Source organism: Streptococcus mitis (assembly GCF_047464965.1).
GTDB classification, from domain to species: Bacteria; Bacillota; Bacilli; order Lactobacillales; family Streptococcaceae; genus Streptococcus; species Streptococcus mitis_DU.
The window spans coordinates 85,454-103,728 of record NZ_JASHAT010000001.1; the positions used below are offsets into that span (position 1 = coordinate 85,454).

An 18,275-nucleotide genomic window follows, 5' to 3' on the forward strand; every position below is an offset into this window, starting at 1 on the left:
ATATGGATATCAAATCAGAAGTTATCGAAATTATTGATGAGTTGTTTATGGAAGATGTTTCTGACATGATGGATGAAGATCTTTTTGACGCAGGTGTCTTGGATAGTATGGGAACGGTTGAATTGATTGTGGAGATTGAAAACCGTTTTGACATTCGTGTCCCTGTAACAGAGTTTGGTCGTGACGACTGGAATACAGCCAATAAAATCATAGCTGGTATTGTGGAGCTACAAAATGCTTAAACGCTTATGGATGATCTTCGGACCGGTCTTGATAGCTGGTTTGTTGGTTTGTCTGCTTATCTTTTTCTATCCTGCTGAGATGCGCCATGATCTGGGAGCTGAAAAGCGTTCGGCGGTGGCTACTACCATTGAAAGTTTTAAGGAGCGGAGTCAAAAGGTCAGAGCCTTATCTGATCCAAATATGCGTTTTGTTCTCTTCTTTGGCTCCAGTGAATGGCTTCGTTTTGACGGTGCCCATCCTGCGGTATTGGCTGAGAAATACAACCGCTCTTATCGCCCCTATCTTTTAGGACAGAGGGGAGCTGCATCGCTCAACCAGTATTTTGGGATGCAACAGATGTTGCCACAACTGGAGAATAAACAAGTTGTATATGTCATCTCGCCCCAGTGGTTTAGTAAAAATGGCTATGAGCCAGCAGCCTTCCAGCAGTATTTTAATGGGGATCAGTTGACGAGTTTTCTGGAACATCAATCTGGAGATCAGGCTAGTCAATATGCAGCGACCCGCTTACTACAGCAGTTTCCAAATGTAGCTATGAAGGACCTGGTTCAGAAGTTGGCAAGTAAAGAAGAATTGTCGACGGCAGACAATGAAATGATTGAATTATTGGCTCGTTTTAATGAACGTCAAGCTTCCTTTTTTGGTCAGTTTTCGGTTAGAGGCTATTTCAAATACGATAAGCATGTAGCTAAGTATTTAAAGACCTTGCCAGATCAGTTTTCTTATCAAGCTATAGAAGATGTTGTCAAAGCAGATGCAGAAAAGAATACTTCTAATAATGATCTGGGAATGGAGAATTATTTCTATAATACACAGATTAAGAAGGATTTGAATAAATTAAAGGATTCTCAGAAAAATTTTACCTATCTCAAGTCGCCAGAATATAATGACTTGCAGTTAGTGTTGACACAGTTTTCTAAATCCAAGGTAAACCCGATTTTTATCATTCCACCTGTTAATAAAAAATGGATGGACTATGCTGGTTTACGAGAGGATATGTACCAACAAACGGTGCAGAAGATTCGCTACCAGTTAGAAAGTCAAGGTTTTACCAATATAGCAGATTTTTCTAAGGACGGTGGGGAAGCTTTCTTTATGAAGGATACCATTCACCTTGGTTGGTTAGGTTGGTTGGCATTTGATAAGGCCGTTGATCCTTTCCTATCCAATCCCACACCAGCTCCGACTTATCATCTGAATGAGCGCTTTTTCAGTAAAGACTGGGCGACTTATGATGGAGATGTCAAGGAATTTCAATAGATCATAATATAGAAGAGTTCAAGGATGAAACTAGTTTTCACGTTTTTTCTTGACTCTTTTTTTGGTTGTGATATAATTAACCAGTAAATAATTTTTCAAAGAATAGTATTTTTCTCTTAAAATAAAGAGAAGTCCAAAAGGAAAGGAGTCAGATATGAGACAGCTAGCGAAGGATATCGATGCCTTTTTAAATGAGGTGATTTTGCAGGCGGAAAATCAGCATGAAATCCTAATAGGTCATTGTACTAGCGAGGTGGCCCTGACCAATACTCAGGAGCACATTCTCATGCTCTTGTCAGAGGAATCTTTAACAAATTCAGAGTTGGCCCGTCGCCTCAATGTCAGTCAGGCGGCAGTTACCAAGGCCATTAAGTCTTTGGTCAAGGAAGGAATGTTGGAAACATCTAAAGATCCTAAGGATGCGCGTGTGATTTTTTATCAGTTGACTGATTTGGCTCGTCCAATCGCTGAGGAGCACCATCATCACCATGAGCATACACTTTTAACCTATGAACAAGTGGCGACTCAGTTTACTCCAAATGAACAAAAAGTTATTCAGCGGTTTTTGACTGCTTTAGTAGGAGAAATCAAATAATGAGATATATTACGGTAGAGGATTTATCCTTCTATTATGATAAGGAGCCCGTTCTTGAACATATCAATTATAGTGTTGATAGTGGGGAATTTGTTACCTTGACAGGGGAAAATGGGGCGGCTAAGACGACACTGATCAAGGCCAGTCTTGGAATCCTCCAACCACGCATTGGTAAGGTAACCATTTCAAAGACAAATACGCAGGGTAAGAAATTGAGAATAGCTTACCTTCCTCAACAGATTGCCAGTTTTAACGCTGGTTTTCCAAGTACGGTTTATGAATTTGTCAAGTCGGGTCGCTATCCGCGAAAAGGCTGGTTCCGTCGTTTGAATGCTCATGATGAGGAGCATATCAAGGCTAGTCTGGACTCAGTTGGAATGTGGGAACACCGAGACAAACGCTTGGGGTCTCTATCTGGAGGACAAAAGCAGCGAGCGGTGATCGCGCGTATGTTTGCTTCGGATCCAGATGTGTTTATCCTAGATGAGCCGACAACGGGGATGGATGCAGGAAGTAAAAACGAATTTTACGAACTCATGCACCACAGCGCCCATCATCATGGTAAGGCTGTTTTGATGATTACCCATGACCCTGAAGAAGTTAAGGACTATGCGGACCGCAATATCCATCTAGTCCGTAATCAAGACTCGCCATGGCGTTGTTTCAACGTTCATGAGAATGATCAGGAGGTAGGCCATGCTTAGTTTATTATCTTATGACTTTATGCAGCGTGCCTTTCTGGCCGTTATTGCTATGAGTCTTTTCTCGCCAGTATTGGGAACCTTCCTTATCTTGCGTCGTCAGAGTTTGATGAGTGATACCCTTAGCCACGTCTCGCTTTCGGGTGTAGCCTTTGGTCTGGTTCTGGGGATTTCTCCGACTATTTCTACTATTGCTATTGTCTTGATTGCGGCAGTCTTCCTGGAGTATCTCCGTACGGTTTACAAGAACTTTATGGAAATCGGGACAGCTATCCTCATGTCAACAGGTCTGGCTGTTTCTCTGATTGTCATGAGCAAGGGTAAAAGCTCGAGTTCTATGAGTTTGGACCAGTATCTTTTTGGTTCAATCGTGACTATCAGCGAAGAGCAGGTTATTTCCCTCTTTGTCATTGCGGCGGTTGTTTTGATTTTGACCTTCCTCTTCCTTCGTCCGATGTACATTTTGACCTTTGATGAGGATACGGCCTTTGTGGATGGCTTGCCAGTTCGTACCATGTCCATTCTTTTTAACATGGTGACGGGGGTGGCCATTGCCCTTATGATTCCAGCTGCGGGAGCTCTTCTGGTATCGACCATTATGGTCTTGCCAGCCAGTATTGCCCTGCGTCTCGGGAAAAACTTTAAATCGGTTATGCTGCTTGCCAGTGCTATTGGATTTTTGGGAATGGTAGCAGGACTTTACATTTCCTACTATGCAGAAACACCTGCAAGTGCAAGTATTACCATTATTTTTGTAACTGTCTTTTTACTTATTAGTTTAGTAAGACGTTTTATCAAATAGGAGACTAACGTGAAAAAAATTAGCTTATTGTTCGCCAGTCTATGTGCCTTGTTTTTAGTGGCTTGTTCCAATCAAAAGCAGGCAGATGGCAAACTAAATATTGTGACAACCTTTTACCCTGTCTATGAATTTACCAAGCAAGTCGCAGGAGATACGGCTAATGTAGAACTCCTCATCGGTGCTGGTACAGAACCCCATGAATATGAACCGTCTGCCAAGGCAGTTGCCAAAATCCAAGACGCAGATACCTTCGTTTATGAAAATGAAAACATGGAAACATGGGTCCCTAAATTGCTAGATACTTTGGATAAGAAAAAGGTCAAAACCATCAAGGCGACAGGCGATATGTTGCTTTTGCCAGGTGGTGAGGAAGAAGAGGGAGACCATGACCATGGAGAAGAAGGCCATCACCATGAGTACGATCCCCATGTTTGGTTATCACCAGTTCGTGCCGTTAAACTTGTAGAGCACATCCGTGATAGCTTGTCAGCAGATTATCCTGATAAAAAAGAGACCTTTGAAAAGAATGCTGCTGCCTATATCGAAAAATTGCAAGCCTTGGATAAGGCTTATGCAGAAGGCTTGTCTCAAGCCAAACAAAAGAGCTTTGTGACTCAACACGCAGCCTTTAACTATCTTGCCTTGGACTATGGACTCAAACAAGTCGCAATCTCAGGTCTCTCTCCAGATGCTGAACCATCAGCTGCTCGCTTGGCAGAGTTGACAGAGTACGTCAAGAAAAATAAAATTGCCTATATCTACTTTGAAGAAAATGCTTCACAAGCCCTTGCTAATACACTTTCAAAAGAGGCAGGTGTTAAGACAGATGTCCTCAATCCTTTAGAAAGTCTGACAGAAGAGGATACCAAGGCTGGTGAAAATTACATCTCTATCATGGAGAAAAACCTCAAGGCTCTAAAACAAACAACAGACCAAGAAGGCCCAGTAATTGAGCCTGAAAAGGCAGAGGATACTAAGACAGTTCAAAATGGTTACTTTGAGGATGCAGACGTCAAGGACCGTACCTTGAGTGACTATGCAGGTAATTGGCAATCAGTTTATCCTTTCCTTGAAGATGGTACTTTTGATCAAGTGTTTGATTACAAGGCTAAGTTGACTGGTAAGATGACCCAGGCTGAGTACAAGGCCTACTATACAAAAGGCTATCAGACAGATGTGACTAAGATTAATATCACTGATAACACTATGGAATTTGTTCAAGGTGGACAAAGTAAGAAATATACTTACAAGTATGTTGGAAAGAAAATCTTGACTTACAAGAAAGGCAATCGTGGCGTGCGCTTCCTCTTTGAAGCCACAGATGCTGATGCTGGACAGTTCAAGTATGTTCAGTTTAGTGACCACAATATCGCTCCAGTTAAGGCAGAACATTTCCATATCTTCTTTGGAGGCACAAGCCAAGAAGCCCTCTTTGAAGAAATGGATAACTGGCCAACCTATTACCCAGATAACCTATCTGGTCAAGAAATCGCCCAAGAAATGTTGGCGCATTGATGAGAATCAAAGGATAGCTTTGTATGAGGCTATCCTTTTTAGTTACAAAATAGATGGTTAACATTTTATTTTTAAAAATCGCAGTAAAAACTGCACAGCCTTCTTTAAATGTGCTATAATACAGGAAAATAATGATGGAGGTCACGATAATGGCAACATTTTTGATGATTTTTGTGGTGGTTTGTGTGCTCCTATTGGTGATAGTCACACTGAGTACAGTTTATGTGGTTCGTCAGCAGTCGGTGGCGATTATTGAACGCTTTGGGAAATACCAAAAGGTTGCCAATAGCGGTATTCATATTCGCTTGCCTTTTGGGATTGACTCGATTGCAGCGCGGATTCAGTTGCGCTTGTTGCAAAGCGATATTGTGGTTGAGACTAAGACCAAGGACAATGTGTTCGTTATGATGAATGTAGCGACTCAGTACCGTGTCAATGAGCAGAGCGTGACAGATGCCTACTATAAACTCATGCGTCCAGAATCTCAGATTAAATCTTATATCGAAGACGCTCTTCGCTCTTCTGTTCCAAAATTAACCTTGGATGAATTGTTTGAGAAAAAAGATGAGATTGCCCTTGAAGTCCAACACCAAGTAGCAGAAGAAATGACTACTTATGGTTATATTATCGTGAAAACCTTGATAACCAAGGTTGAACCAGATGCAGAAGTCAAGCAATCCATGAATGAAATCAATGCGGCGCAACGTAAGCGGGTCGCAGCGCAAGAATTGGCGGAAGCAGACAAGATTAAAATCGTCACTGCAGCTGAAGCAGAAGCAGAAAAAGACCGTCTTCATGGTGTGGGGATTGCCCAACAACGTAAGGCGATTGTGGATGGATTGGCAGAGTCTATCACCGAACTCAAGGAAGCCAATGTTGGTATGACAGAAGAGCAAATCATGTCCATTCTTTTGACCAACCAGTATTTGGATACCTTGAATACCTTTGCCTCTAAAGGAAACCAAACTATCTTTTTACCAAATACGCCAAATGGTGTGGATGATATCCGTACACAAATCTTGTCAGCCCTTCGCGCTGAGAAGAAATAATAGACTAAAGAGCTTGGTTTCAGGCTCTTTTTGTTTTACGATCGTGGGCTTGGGAACTAAAATTCTCCTCTACAAATTATAGAATCTTTTCTGAGGATTTAGGGAGTGATAGAGGAAGTCTTGAAAGCGCTTTTGTTTTGTGCTATAGTCAAATAAATCGAGTCGTTTAAAGAGGAATGCTTGTATGAGAAGAGAAGAAGTTTTACGAAATCACTGGTTTTTTAGCCAAGAGGTAGGGAAAGAAGAGGCCTTGGCACCGGATTTTCAGAGGGAAAATTGGCAGGCTATTCAAGTGCCACACGACTGGAGTATTTACAATGATTTTGACCATTATTCGCTAGCGCAAAATGAGGGTGGTCAGCTAAATGGGGGTCAGGCCTGGTACCGGACACAGTTTTACTTGGAAGAAGATGCCAGTCTTGTATCGGTGCGTTTGTTGTTTGATGGAGTTTACATGAATGCCCAAGTCTATATTAACGGGCAAGTACTGGGCTATTATCCCAATGGCTACACACCTTTTTCATATGATATCACGCCTTATCTAAGAAATGATGGGACGGCCAACCAGCTTGCGGTTTTTGTGGAAAATCAGCAACCTAGCAGTCGTTGGTACTCTGGTAGCGGTATTTACCGAGAAGTAAAATTGTTGATTACAGATGCAGTTCATCTGGATTTGTATGGGATTAAGATAGCAAGTCCCAAGCTAAAGGAACAAAGAGATAGATGGGTGGAGACTCAGCTTACAAGTAAGGTTTCAAATGATGGACCTCAGTCCGTGTCGGTGTATTTGGAGCAGAGTATCTGGTATGATGGCCAACAGCTGTCAGACTGGCAGGCGACAGACTCTCTAGTGATTGAGTCTGGGGACAAATATTCTTTCCAACAAGCCATATCAATTTTTCAACCCTTGCTTTGGGATATTGAATCCCCTCACCTTTACCAATTGAAGACACGCCTTTACAAAAATGGCATTTTGGTTGATGAAGAAGAGGAGACCTTTGGTTACCGCTATATGGATTGGCAAGCGGATAAGGGCTTCTTTCTAAATGGTCGCTGGTTGAAGATTCATGGGGTTTGTCTGCACCATGACTACGGAGCGCTGGGAGCTGTGGAAAACAGGTCAGCTGCCGAGAGACGCTTGCGCCAGATGAAGGAAATGGGTGTCAATGCAATCCGAATCACCCATAATCCAGCTAGTAGTATCTTGCTAGATGTGGCTGCCAAAATGGGCCTACTCATCCAAGAAGAAGCCTTTGATACCTGGTATGGAGGCAAGAAAGAATATGACTATGGTCGCTTTTTTGAGGAAGAAGCGACTCATCCAGAAGCGAAAGCAGGCGATTTCTGGTCAGATTATGATTTGCGCACTATGATTGAACGTGGTAAGAACAATCCAGCTATCTTTATGTGGTCCTTGGGAAATGAAGTCAGTGAAGCAAATGGCGATGCTCATTCATTGAAGACGATCAAACGCTTGCTAGAAAGGGTTAAGGAGGTTGATGATAGCCGTTTTGTGACCATGGGAATGGATCAGTTCCGCTTTGGAGACGGTTCTGGAGGTCATGAAAAGATTGCTGATTTGCTGGATGTGGTGGGCTTGAATTACTCGGAAGACAATATTGATGGGATTCGCAAAAGACATCCCAAGTGGCGACTTTATGGATCTGAAACCTCATCGGCTACACGGACGCGTGACAGCTATTTTCGCCCAGATAAGGAATGTGTTGGGAATAATCGTCGCGTGCGGAATTTTGAACAGTCGGATTATGGCAATGATCGAGTTCCTTGGGGGAAGACAGCGACGGCTGCTTGGATAGCAGATAGAAATCGGCTAGACTATGCCGGTCAGTTTATCTGGACAGGAGTGGACTATATCGGTGAGCCGACTCCTTGGCACAACCAAAATGACACGCCGGTCAAGAGTTCTTATTTTGGGCTTGTGGATACAGCAGGGATTCCTAAAAATGATTATTATCTCTATCAAAGTCAGTGGGTGGATGTAGATCAGCATCCCATGGTTCATATCCTGCCCCATTGGAATTGGGAAATTCACAAGAGTTATCAACAAGTTGTGGATAAGTATGGGGATATCCCTGTTCGAGTGTATTCAAATGCTGGTTCTGTAGAGCTATTTCTCAATGGAAAATCCCAAGGCAGAAAGACCTTTCAGGAAAAATGGACTTCAGATGGCAGAAAATACCAAGAGGGAGCAAGTTCTGACCAGCTCTATCTCGAATGGCGTTTGGCTTATCAACCAGGAGAATTGCGTGCTGTGGCCTATGACCGTCAAGGGCAGCTTGTGGCAGAAGATAGGGTGGTGACTGCAGGTAGACCAGCCCAAATCGACCTACATGCCGAGAAATCACAACTGGAGCCAGATGGGCAAGACCTCCTTTATCTCTATTTTGATGTATTGGACAAGGATGGAAATTGGGTTCCGACTGCTTCCAATCAGCTTCATTTTAAAATTGAGGGCCCTGCTCGCATTGTGGGTGTGGATAATGGCAGGCAGGCCAGCCGTGAACGTTACCAGGCTCAGAAGAATGGTCGGTTTAAGAGAAAAGCCTTTCATGGCAGGGGTGTTGTTTTAGTTCAAAGCTTGGAGCAGGTGGGACAAGTAAGATTAAAAGCCAGTGCCAGAGGGCTAGAGCCAGTAAGTTTTGATCTCTTAGTGGGAGAGGCTTTGGCTTCCCAACCAGTGAAAAATAAGAGCTTGTTTGAGATTCGAGTGGACAAGCAGGCAGGTTTGCAAGAAGGAGATTCCCCAGCTATTGGACTTTATCCACAAATTGTGGATAACCCTGTGAACAAGGTGGGGAATAGTGAAGTGATTTGGGAGACGAGTGGCAGTGCCCATGCCATTATCAAGCAGGGAGTGCTTCATTGCTTGTCTGCAGGTGACTTGGCTATCCGCGCCATTTATCAAGGGAAGACCTATCAAACTCACTTGCAGGTCGCAGAAAATACCTCACTAGGCAGGGCGGTTTCTGTAAGACCGCTTCGCTTGTATACATATAGAGGGACTTATCCACAGCTTCCGTCCTCGGTCTTGGTGGACTATGAGTCTGGTGGTGTAAAACGAGTCAAGGTTGTTTGGGAGGCAATATCCGAAGAAGATATAGCAAGCTTTCATGAGTTTATGGTATCTGGTCAGCTAGAGGGTCTGGATTTAAAGGCTTCTGCTCAGGTTTGTGTCCAAGGGATTTGCGCTATTGAGCCTGAAAGGGTTTGGACGCTTGTCAAGGAAGCCCCACATTTACCAGACCGAGTCAAGCTAGTCTTATCAGATGGCAGACGAGATACGGCCAAGGTTACTTGGGATGAACTCAATCCTCAAGTCTATGCTCAGGTAGGAGAAAGTGTGCTCACAGGGCAGGTAGCGGGCTGTGAATTGCCAGCAACAGTCACCATTCATGTGACAGATGCCAGTGTAGATGGGGAAGTTATTTCCAATCAGTGGACAGGATCCAATTTGCCTCTGGTCTTTGCCTCCCACTCAGAGCCGAATCACCCAGCATCTTACCTCAATGACAAGGTCATTACTCGGAAAAAATCGACAGCCAATACTTGGATTGCCAAGTCAGAGCAAGCCAGCGTGGGTATTCTGTTTGGAGATGCAGGGATTTTAAAACCGCGATTTGTGGATAACCTGACCTTGTATTATGTTGAAAATCAAGAATATGTGGCCGTTGAGCCGACCTTTATCGATTATTATGTAGGGAATGAGCCTAGCTTGCCTCGGACTCCAAATCATTTGGATAAGGATTCACTGCTCAAGCAAGAGGAGAATTGGCAACCTGTATCAGGCATCCGAAAAGTGTCAAGCGACAAGGATGAAGAGCTTCGTTTTGAATTTGATAAGGTGGAAACTTACGCCCTTCGTCTTCGATTTGAAGGCTTGCTCAGTCCCCTAGCGCTAACAGAATTGCAAGTACATGCCAAAAAAGTAAAGAAAAGTGTAGATAGGAAGTAGTATGGTAAGAGAAATAAAACTGCATGGTCCCTTGCCTAGTCAGGCCCAGCTAGCGTATTTAGAGGATGAACTAGCAGCCTTTATCCATTTTGGTCCCAATACCTTTTATGACCAGGAATGGGGGACAGGTCAGGAGGATCCTGGGCGATTTAACCCGACAAGGTTAGATGCGCGTGAGTGGGTTCGTGTGCTCAAGGAAACGGGCTTTAAAAAGTTGATTTTGGTGGTCAAGCACCACGACGGCTTTGTCCTTTATCCGACAGCTCACACAGATTATTCGGTCAAGGCCAGTCCTTGGAGGAATGGAGAGGGGGACTTACTCCTTGAAGTATCCCAAGCTGCCACAGAGTTTGATATGGATATGGGGGTCTACCTATCGCCGTGGGACGCCCACAGTCCCCTCTATCATGTGGACCGAGAAGCGGACTATAATTCCTATTATCTGGCTCAGCTGAAGGAGATTTTATCAAATCCTGCCTATGGAAATGGAGGGAAATTTGCTGAGGTCTGGATGGATGGTGCCAGAGGAGAGGGCGCTCAAAAGGTCAATTATGAATTTGAGAAATGGTTTGAAACCATTCGTGACCTGCAGGGCGATTGCTTAATTTTTTCAACAGAAGGCACCAGTATCCGCTGGATTGGCAATGAACGAGGGTATGCAGGTGATCCATTGTGGCAGAAGGTGAATCCTGATAAACTAGGAACAGAAGCAGAGCTGGACTATCTTCAACATGGGGATCCCTTAGGTACGATTTTTTCAATTGGTGAGGCAGATGTTTCCATACGGTCGGGCTGGTTTTACCATGAAAATCAGGATCCTAAGTCTCTCGAGGAGTTGGTAGAGATTTATTTTCACTCGGTGGGGAGAGGCACACCTCTCTTACTCAATATTCCGCCGAATCAAGATGGTCTCTTTGATGAGAAGGATATCAAACGGCTTTATGAATTTGCGGCTTATCGTGATGAGCTCTATAAAGAAGATTTGGTTCTGGGAGCTAAGGTATCTGGTCCAGCTCTATCACCAGACTTTGCTGGTCATCATCTGACAGACGGCCTTGAGACCAGCTCTTGGGCAAGCGATGCAGACTTGCCAATCCAGTTAGAACTTGACTTAGGGACACCTAAAACTTTCGATGTGCTTGAGTTAAGAGAAGATTTGAAGCTGGGGCAACGAATCGCTGGTTTTTGTGTGCAAGTAGAGGTGGACGGCGTCTGGCAGGAATTTGGAACGGGGTTCACAGTTGGTCATAAGCGCCTCTTGCGAGGGCCACTGGTAGAGGCACAGAAGTTGCGCGTGATGATCACGGAGGCACAGGATTGGCCTGTCTTAACAAAAATTTCACTTTATAAAACACCTAGCTTAGCAAACAAAGAAGTTGTGCAGGGATTAGCATTTGTAGAAAAAAGTCTAGCTGTGACAAAGGGAGAGACTCTTCATTTTAGGATTGAACGTAGCGAAAGTAGTACTCCTTTAGAGACTAAGATTTCGATCCAACCGGGGACAGGTGTCCATGGTGTCGCCTATCAGGACGAAATTCAAGTCCTTCAATTCCAAGCTGGGGAAAGCAAAAAAGACCTGACCATACCAACCTTGTATTTTGCAGGAGATAAAACCTTGGATTTCTATCTGAACCTAACGGTGGGTGGTCAGCTTCTGGATCAACTTCTAGTCCAAGTTTCATAAAAGAAAAACCTTCGCATCTGCGAAGGTTCTTTTTGTTTACTGATGACTTGGTAACCAGCTAAGTGTAAAGGTTAGTTGCTCAGCTTTTAAGAGGTCTTGATGTTGAATAGTTGATACTAGAGTTGTGTCCAGTCGGCATTCTTTTACAAAGTTGAAGTGGCTGTGGTTTTGCTCAGTATGAATATCTAGCCATTTATCTTCTTTAGCGAGATAGACTCGGAGGTGGTCAAAGAGAGGAATTCCGAGGTCATAGCTTGGTTTTCCTGGACAGGTCGGATAAAATCCGAGAGCTGACCAGATGTACCAGGCCGAGAGACTACCATTGTCTTCATCGCCAGGATAGGCTTCCCAACTTGAGTGAAAGGCCTTCTGACGGAGAGTCTTGATGAGAAGGGCAGTGTAGTCAGGGTAGTTGCTGTAACGGAAGAGATAAGGAATGTGGAAGCTTGGTTGGTTGGAAATGGCGAGTTGTCCAAAAGGAGCAGTAGCCATTTCGCTCATTTCGTGAATCTCGTAACCATAGCCTGTTGTCTCAAAGAGGGGAGCATCTTGACAGGCTTTCAAAAGATAGTTGCTAAAGGCTTCTTTTCCACCCATAAGCTGGATCAAGCCTGGGATATCGTGGAGGACGCCTAAAGTTGCTTGGATGGCTGAACATTCGGCATAATCACGTCCCCAACTATAAGGAGAGAAATCAGGACGGAAGTTGCCTTGACCATCACGCGCTCGCATGTAACCTGTCTCAGCGTCAAATAGATGGCGGTAATTTTGTGATGCGGCCTTGTAGGTTTCAGCGATTTCTGTTTTCCCTAGTTTTTCGGCAAAGCTGGCGATACAAAAGTCGCTATAGGCATAGTCTAGGGTATGGCTGACGCTTTCGTGGTGATCGGTAGAGAGGTAGCCAAGTTCTTGGTATTGGGCTAGTCCGTGGCGACCATTGATGCCGAGAGGGTCGGACTTGGTGGCTGTTTCAAGCATGGCTTGAAGGAGTTCTTCTTCCAAGTCGGGAGCCATGTCCTTGCAGGCGCTATCTGCGATAATGCCGTCTAAAAGGGTACCAGGCATCATGCCACGTTCATCTGGGGCCAGCCATTTTGGAAGAAATCCGGTATCGCGGTAGCTATTGAGGAAACCTTCTAAAAAGAGACGATAATGCTCTGGTATGACAAGGGCAAAGAGGGGGAAGGTGGTGCGGAAGGTATCCCAGAAGCCATTGTTGCTAAATAGGACACCGGGTTTGACAGTACCAGTAGCCAGATCCATGTGGATGGCTTGCCCTGATTCATCAATCTCATAAAAAGTCTGAGGAAATAGGAAGAGTCTGTAAAGGCAGTGATCAAAGAAGGTTCGGTCAGCTTCTCCTGTCTCTAGCACGTCAAAACGATAGAGGAGATTTTCCCAGTCCGCTTGGGCATTTGCTTTACAGCTATTAAAATCTTCGTGAGGTAGATTAAGCAGTGCTTGAGAAGGGGAGATGAAAGAAGTTGCTAGCTGAATCTCAGCATGGCTGCTTGCTAAGTCAATTCGCCAGTCTCCGCCTTCTTGGCTGACAGCAAGAATATCCGTGTTCATTTTCAGGGAAGTGAACATCGTTAGTTGATTTTTATTGGTCTCAGTTTTTCCTTCTTGTCTTAGGGCAAGCGTTCTCTTATCTACTTGCTCTACGGTCAGTTTATCTGCTGCGTGAAGATAGAGGGAGAGGGCTTTGCCTTGCTTTTGCTTCAAACGAATAGAAGCACCGTAGCAAGTCGGTGTAAGCTGGCTTTCAATCTGATAGCGCAGGGAGAAAATCTTCAGATAATGAGGCTGGAAAGTAGCCTTATTCATATCATAGGAAGACTGGCGGTGAAAGAGACTGTCTCCACTAATCTGGCCTGTGACAGGTGTCAGGAGGAGCCAAGAGTAGTCGCCAATCCAAGGGCTGGGCTGGTGGGTTAATCGAATCCCCTGAAAGATAGGCAGATGCGGATCGAAAAACCAAGATCCTTCCTGGTTACTGGTCTGGGGTACAAAGTAATTCATCCCAAAAGGCACGCCTGTGTATGGCAGGGTATTTCCCCGAGAAAAGGCATGCTTGCTGGCAGTTCCAAAGCGGGTATCGATGGTTTCAAGTAGTGGTTTCATAGTCTTTCCTTTAGCTGTTTTTCTACATTATATCAGAAAAAGATAACCTTTAGAGAAGGAGTTTCAAAGATAACTATTTTGTAGAAAAATGACTATCATTTGTGTATGTATTTTCTGTCTCAAAAGCTATATACTGAAAATGAAACTTGTTTGAAAGAGGATACTGCACGATGATTTATTCAAAAGAAATTGTTAGAGAATGGCTAGATGAAGTGGCAGAGCGGGCTAAGGACCATCCAGAGTGGGTGGATGTTTTCGAGCGTTGCTATACAGACACCTTGGACAATACGGTTGCAATTCTAGAAGATGGTTCAACTTTTGTCTTGACTGGGGATATTCCTGCTATGTGGCTTCGGGATTCGACAGCCCAACTCAGACCCTACCTGCATGTGGCTAAAAGAGATGCCCTCCTGCGTCAGACCATTGCAGGTTTGGTCAAACGTCAGATGGCCTTGGTACTTAAGGATCCCTATGCTAACTCCTTTAACATTGAGGAAAACTGGAAGGGTCACCATGAGACTGACCACACAGACCTTAACGGCTGGATTTGGGAACGCAAGTATGAGGTGGACTCGCTTTGCTATCCTTTGCAGTTGGCTTATCTCCTCTGGAAAGAGACTGGCGAGACTAGCCAGTTTGATGAGACTTTTGTCGCAGCGACAAAGGAAATTCTTCATCTGTGGAAGGTAGAACAAGACCACAAGAACTCTCCTTATCGTTTTGTTCGTGATACCGATCGTAAGGAAGACACCTTGGTAAATGATGGCTTTGGCCCTGATTTTGCAGTGACAGGTATGACTTGGTCAGCCTTTCGTCCGAGTGATGACTGCTGTCAGTATAGTTACTTGATTCCGTCAAATATGTTTGCTGTAGTAGTCTTGGGTTATGTGCAAGAGATCTTTACAGAATTGAATCTAGCTGATAGCTCGAGCATTATCACAGATGCTAAGCGTCTTCAGGCTGAAATCCAAGAAGGAATTGAAAACTATGCCTACACAAGCAATAGCAAGGGCGAAAAGATTTATGCCTTTGAAGTGGATGGTCTAGGAAATGCCAGCATCATGGATGATCCAAACGTACCAAGTTTGTTGGCTGCACCTTATCTGGGTTACTGTTCGGTCGATGATGAAGTTTATCAAGCAACTCGTCGAACCATTCTGAGCCCTGAAAATCCATACTTCTACCAAGGAGAATACGCTAGCGGTCTCGGAAGTTCTCATACCTTCTATCGCTATATCTGGCCAATCGCCCTTTCTATCCAAGGTTTGACAACAAGAGATAAGGCAGAGAAGAAATTCTTGCTGGATCAGCTGGTTGCTTGCGATGGTGGTACAGGTGTCATGCACGAAAGCTTCCACGTGGACGACCCAACTCTCTACTCTCGTGAATGGTTCTCTTGGGCTAACATGATGTTCTGTGAATTGGTCTTGGATTACTTGGATATTCGTTAATCTAGGATTTTACTTGTTTTTAGCCAATTTACCAAGACAAAGTAGCTAAATATATACTTCTTTCAAATTTCATCTCAAATCATAGTTAAATTCTTGATAAATAAAATATTTAGAGTTAAACTGTTGGTGATTTGTTGAATTTGATTGAGCAAATCTTACATCCAAAAACGTTAACAATAAAAATTTAAATTTAGAATGAGGTTTTACTTCATGGAAAATGTTGTCGTACATATTATCTCACATAGTCACTGGGATCGTGAGTGGTACTTGCCTTTTGAAAGCCACCGTATGCAGTTGGTGGAATTATTTGACAATCTCTTTGATCTCTTTGAAAATGACCCTGAGTTCAAGAGCTTCCACTTGGATGGTCAAACCATTGTCCTTGATGACTACTTGGAGATTCGCCCTGAAAATCGCGACAAAGTCCAACGATACATCGACGAAGGCAAACTTAAAATTGGTCCTTTTTACATCTTGCAAGATGACTACTTGATTTCAAGTGAAGCCAATGTCCGCAATACCTTGATTGGTCAGCAAGAAGCTGCAAAATGGGGCAAATCCACTCAGATTGGTTACTTCCCAGATACTTTTGGAAATATGGGACAAGCTCCTCAAATCCTTCAAAAATCAGGCATTCACGTGGCAGCCTTTGGTCGTGGTGTGAAACCGATTGGATTTGACAACCAAGTTCTCGAAGATGAGCAGTTTACTTCCCAGTTTTCAGAAATGTACTGGCAGGGTGCGGACGGAAGTCGTGTCCTCGGTATCCTCTTTGCCAACTGGTATAGTAATGGGAATGAAATCCCAGTTGATAAAGACGAGGCCTTGACCTTCTGGAAACAAAAACTGGCAGACGTGCGTGACTATGCTTCGACCAACCAGTGGTTGATGATGAACGGCTGTGACCATCAGCCTGTCCAGAAAAATTTGAGTGAAGCCATTCGTGTGGCAAATGAACTCTTCCCAGATGTAACCTTTGTTCATAGTTCTTTTGATGAATATGTTCAAGCTGTGGAAAGTGCCCTACCAGAGCAATTATCAACGGTTACAGGTGAGTTGACCAGTCAGGAAACAGACGGCTGGTACACACTTGCCAACACTTCTTCATCTCGTATTTATCTCAAACAAGCCTTCCAAGAAAGTAGTAACCTCCTCGAGCAAGTTGTAGAACCTTTGACCATTATCACTGGTGGACATAACCACAAAGATCAATTAACCTATGCTTGGAAAGTTCTTTTGCAGAATGCGCCACATGACAGCATCTGTGGCTGTAGTGTAGACGAAGTTCACCGTGAGATGGAAACCCGTTTTGCCAAGGTCAATCAAGTCGGAAACTTTGTTAAGAGCAATCTTCTTAACGAATGGAAGGGTAAAATCGCTACAGCTAAGGCTCAAAGCGATTATCTCTTTACTGTTATTAACACAGGCTTGCATGATAAGGTTGATACGGTCAGCACAGTGATTGATGTGGCGACTTGTGATTTCAAGGAATTGCACCCAACAGAAGGTTACAAGAAGATGGCTGCTCTTACCTTGCCAAGTTACCGTGTGGAGGACTTGGATGGTCGTCCTGTAGAGGCTAAGATCGAAGACCTTGGGGCTAATTTTGAGTACGATTTACCAAAAGATAAGTTCCGCCAAGCTCGTATCGCTCGACAAGTGCGCGTGACCATTCCAGTTCACCTAGTACCGCTTTCTTGGACAACCTTCCAATTGCTGGAAGGAGCACAAGAACACCGCGACGGTATTTACCAAAACGGAGTGATTGATACACCATTTGTAGCGGTGAGTGTGGATGACAACATCACAGTCTATGACAAGACAACTCACGAAGCCTATGAAGATTTTATCCGCTTCGAAGACCGTGGTGACATCGGAAACGAGTATATCTATTTCCAACCAAAAGGAACAGAGCCAATCTATGCGGAGCTTAAGGGCTACGAGGTCTTGGAAAACACAGCTCGCTACGCTAAGATTTTGCTCAAACATGAATTGACAGTGCCTATCAGCGCAGATAAAAAGCTAGAAGAAGAACAAAAAGGTATCATCGAGTTCATGAAGCGTGAAGCTGGACGTTCAGAAGAGTTAACAAGTATTCCTCTGGAAACTGAGATGACTGTCTTCGTTGATAATCCACAAATCCGTTGCAAGACTCGCTTTACTAACACTGCCAAAGACCACCGTATACGTCTCTTGGTCAAGACTCATAACACGCGTCCAAGCAATGATTCTGAAAGCATCTATGAGGTGGTGACACGACCAAACAAACCAGCTGCTTCATGGGAAAATCCTGAAAATCCTCAACACCAACAAGCCTTTGTTAGTCTGTATGACGATGAAAAAGGTGTGACTGTATCCAACAAGGGATTGAATGAATACGAAATCCTTGGAGACGACACCATTGCAGTGACTATTTTGCGTGCAACAGGTGAGCTAGGTGACTGGGGTTACTTCCCAACACCAGAAGCACAATGCTTGCGTGAGTTTGAAGTCGAGTTTGCGCTTGAATGCCACCAAGTCCAAGAACGCTTCTCAGCTTTCCGTCGTGCTAAGGCCTTGCAGACACCGTTTACCAGCCTTCAGCTTGCTAAACAAGAAGGAAGCGTGGCTGCGACTGGTAGCCTCTTGAGCCATTCTGTTCTCAGCATACCGCAAATCTGTCCAACAGCCTTTAAGGTAGCTGAAAATGAAGAAGGCTATGTTCTTCGTTACTACAATATGTGTAGTGAAAATGTACGTGTACCGGAAAGTCAACATCTCTTCCTTGACCTACTTGAACGACCATACCCAGTTCATAGAGGCCTCATTTCACCACAAGAGATTCGTACAGAATTCATCAAAAAAGAAGAAATTTAATTTCAAAAAGTAAACATAAAGA

Annotated in this window: 12 protein-coding genes; 11 read left to right on the forward strand and 1 reads right to left on the reverse strand. The window is 44.0% G+C overall.

Annotated features, from left to right (window positions below):
- The first annotated feature begins 2 nt into the window (after positions 1-2).
- The 9 genes from dltC to QM408_RS00470 all read left to right on the forward strand — a co-directional run bounded on the left by dltC (position 3) and on the right by QM408_RS00470 (position 11,822).
- A complete protein-coding gene (dltC, locus tag QM408_RS00430) occupies positions 3-242 on the forward strand; it encodes a D-alanine--poly(phosphoribitol) ligase subunit DltC (RefSeq protein ID WP_000351967.1) in 240 nt (79 codons plus the stop codon).
- Positions 235-1,503 (forward strand): D-alanyl-lipoteichoic acid biosynthesis protein DltD, encoded by a 1,269-nt coding sequence (gene dltD, locus QM408_RS00435; protein ID WP_049543209.1) that lies wholly within the window; start codon positions 235-237, stop codon positions 1,501-1,503. Before dltC ends, dltD begins: the two co-directional genes overlap by 8 nt.
- A gap of 154 nt (positions 1,504-1,657) precedes the next feature.
- On the forward strand, positions 1,658-2,098 hold the full coding sequence (gene adcR / locus QM408_RS00440; RefSeq protein ID WP_001249308.1) for a zinc-dependent transcriptional regulator AdcR: 441 nt from the start codon (positions 1,658-1,660) through the stop codon (positions 2,096-2,098).
- On the forward strand, positions 2,098-2,802 hold the full coding sequence (locus QM408_RS00445) for a metal ABC transporter ATP-binding protein (protein ID WP_001269496.1): 705 nt from the start codon (positions 2,098-2,100) through the stop codon (positions 2,800-2,802). The genes adcR and QM408_RS00445 overlap by 1 nt, the downstream gene beginning before the upstream one ends.
- Complete coding sequence (locus QM408_RS00450) at positions 2,795-3,601, forward strand: metal ABC transporter permease (protein ID WP_045612455.1); 807 nt, start codon at positions 2,795-2,797, stop codon at positions 3,599-3,601. Before QM408_RS00445 ends, QM408_RS00450 begins: the two co-directional genes overlap by 8 nt.
- Before the next feature lie 9 nt (positions 3,602-3,610).
- Complete coding sequence (adcA, locus tag QM408_RS00455) at positions 3,611-5,116, forward strand: zinc ABC transporter substrate-binding lipoprotein AdcA (RefSeq protein ID WP_261150232.1); 1,506 nt, start codon at positions 3,611-3,613, stop codon at positions 5,114-5,116.
- Between the two features lie 164 nt (positions 5,117-5,280).
- Positions 5,281-6,165 (forward strand): SPFH domain-containing protein, encoded by an 885-nt coding sequence (locus QM408_RS00460; RefSeq protein ID WP_004235732.1) that lies wholly within the window; start codon positions 5,281-5,283, stop codon positions 6,163-6,165.
- Positions 6,166-6,349: 184 nt separating this feature from the next.
- Positions 6,350-10,138 carry a glycoside hydrolase family 2 TIM barrel-domain containing protein gene (locus tag QM408_RS00465; RefSeq protein ID WP_414373208.1) on the forward strand — a complete coding sequence of 1,263 codons (3,789 nt, stop codon included), beginning with the start codon at positions 6,350-6,352 and terminating at the stop codon, positions 10,136-10,138.
- Position 10,139: 1 nt separating this feature from the next.
- Entirely contained in the window at positions 10,140-11,822 is a 1,683-nt protein-coding gene (locus QM408_RS00470; RefSeq protein ID WP_414373211.1) for an alpha-L-fucosidase, read from the forward strand.
- 36 nt (positions 11,823-11,858) lie between these two features.
- On the opposite strand, the gene QM408_RS00475 is transcribed toward QM408_RS00470, so the two are convergent.
- Complete coding sequence (locus QM408_RS00475; RefSeq protein ID WP_414373214.1) at positions 11,859-13,946, reverse strand: GH92 family glycosyl hydrolase; 2,088 nt, start codon at positions 13,944-13,946, stop codon at positions 11,859-11,861.
- Positions 13,947-14,116: 170 nt separating this feature from the next.
- On the opposite strand from QM408_RS00475, the gene QM408_RS00480 reads away from it, so the two are divergent.
- Complete coding sequence (locus QM408_RS00480) at positions 14,117-15,397, forward strand: glycoside hydrolase family 125 protein (protein WP_261150228.1); 1,281 nt, start codon at positions 14,117-14,119, stop codon at positions 15,395-15,397.
- Positions 15,398-15,607: 210 nt separating this feature from the next.
- Entirely contained in the window at positions 15,608-18,253 is a 2,646-nt protein-coding gene (locus tag QM408_RS00485) for an alpha-mannosidase (RefSeq protein WP_261150227.1), read from the forward strand.
- Positions 18,254-18,275: the final 22 nt, after the last annotated feature.

What these genes read in the sequence shown, in the direction of transcription:
- adcR (WP_001249308.1), top strand. Translation starts at nt 1,658, where the DNA reads ATGAGACAGCTAGCGAAGGATATCGATGCCTTTTTAAATGAGGTGATT.
- QM408_RS00445 (WP_001269496.1), top strand. Translation starts at nt 2,098, where the DNA reads ATGAGATATATTACGGTAGAGGATTTATCCTTCTATTATGATAAGGAG.
- QM408_RS00460 (WP_004235732.1), top strand. Translation starts at nt 5,281, where the DNA reads ATGATTTTTGTGGTGGTTTGTGTGCTCCTATTGGTGATAGTCACACTG.
- QM408_RS00485 (WP_261150227.1), top strand. Translation starts at nt 15,608, where the DNA reads ATGGAAAATGTTGTCGTACATATTATCTCACATAGTCACTGGGATCGT.
- QM408_RS00470 (WP_414373211.1), top strand. Translation starts at nt 10,140, where the DNA reads ATGGTAAGAGAAATAAAACTGCATGGTCCCTTGCCTAGTCAGGCCCAG.
- QM408_RS00450 (WP_045612455.1), top strand. Translation starts at nt 2,795, where the DNA reads ATGCTTAGTTTATTATCTTATGACTTTATGCAGCGTGCCTTTCTGGCC.
- dltC (WP_000351967.1), top strand. Translation starts at nt 3, where the DNA reads ATGGATATCAAATCAGAAGTTATCGAAATTATTGATGAGTTGTTTATG.
- QM408_RS00480 (WP_261150228.1), top strand. Translation starts at nt 14,117, where the DNA reads ATGATTTATTCAAAAGAAATTGTTAGAGAATGGCTAGATGAAGTGGCA.
- QM408_RS00475 (WP_414373214.1), bottom strand. Translation starts at nt 13,946, where the DNA reads ATGAAACCACTACTTGAAACCATCGATACCCGCTTTGGAACTGCCAGC.
- QM408_RS00465 (WP_414373208.1), top strand. Translation starts at nt 6,350, where the DNA reads ATGAGAAGAGAAGAAGTTTTACGAAATCACTGGTTTTTTAGCCAAGAG.
- dltD (WP_049543209.1), top strand. Translation starts at nt 235, where the DNA reads ATGCTTAAACGCTTATGGATGATCTTCGGACCGGTCTTGATAGCTGGT.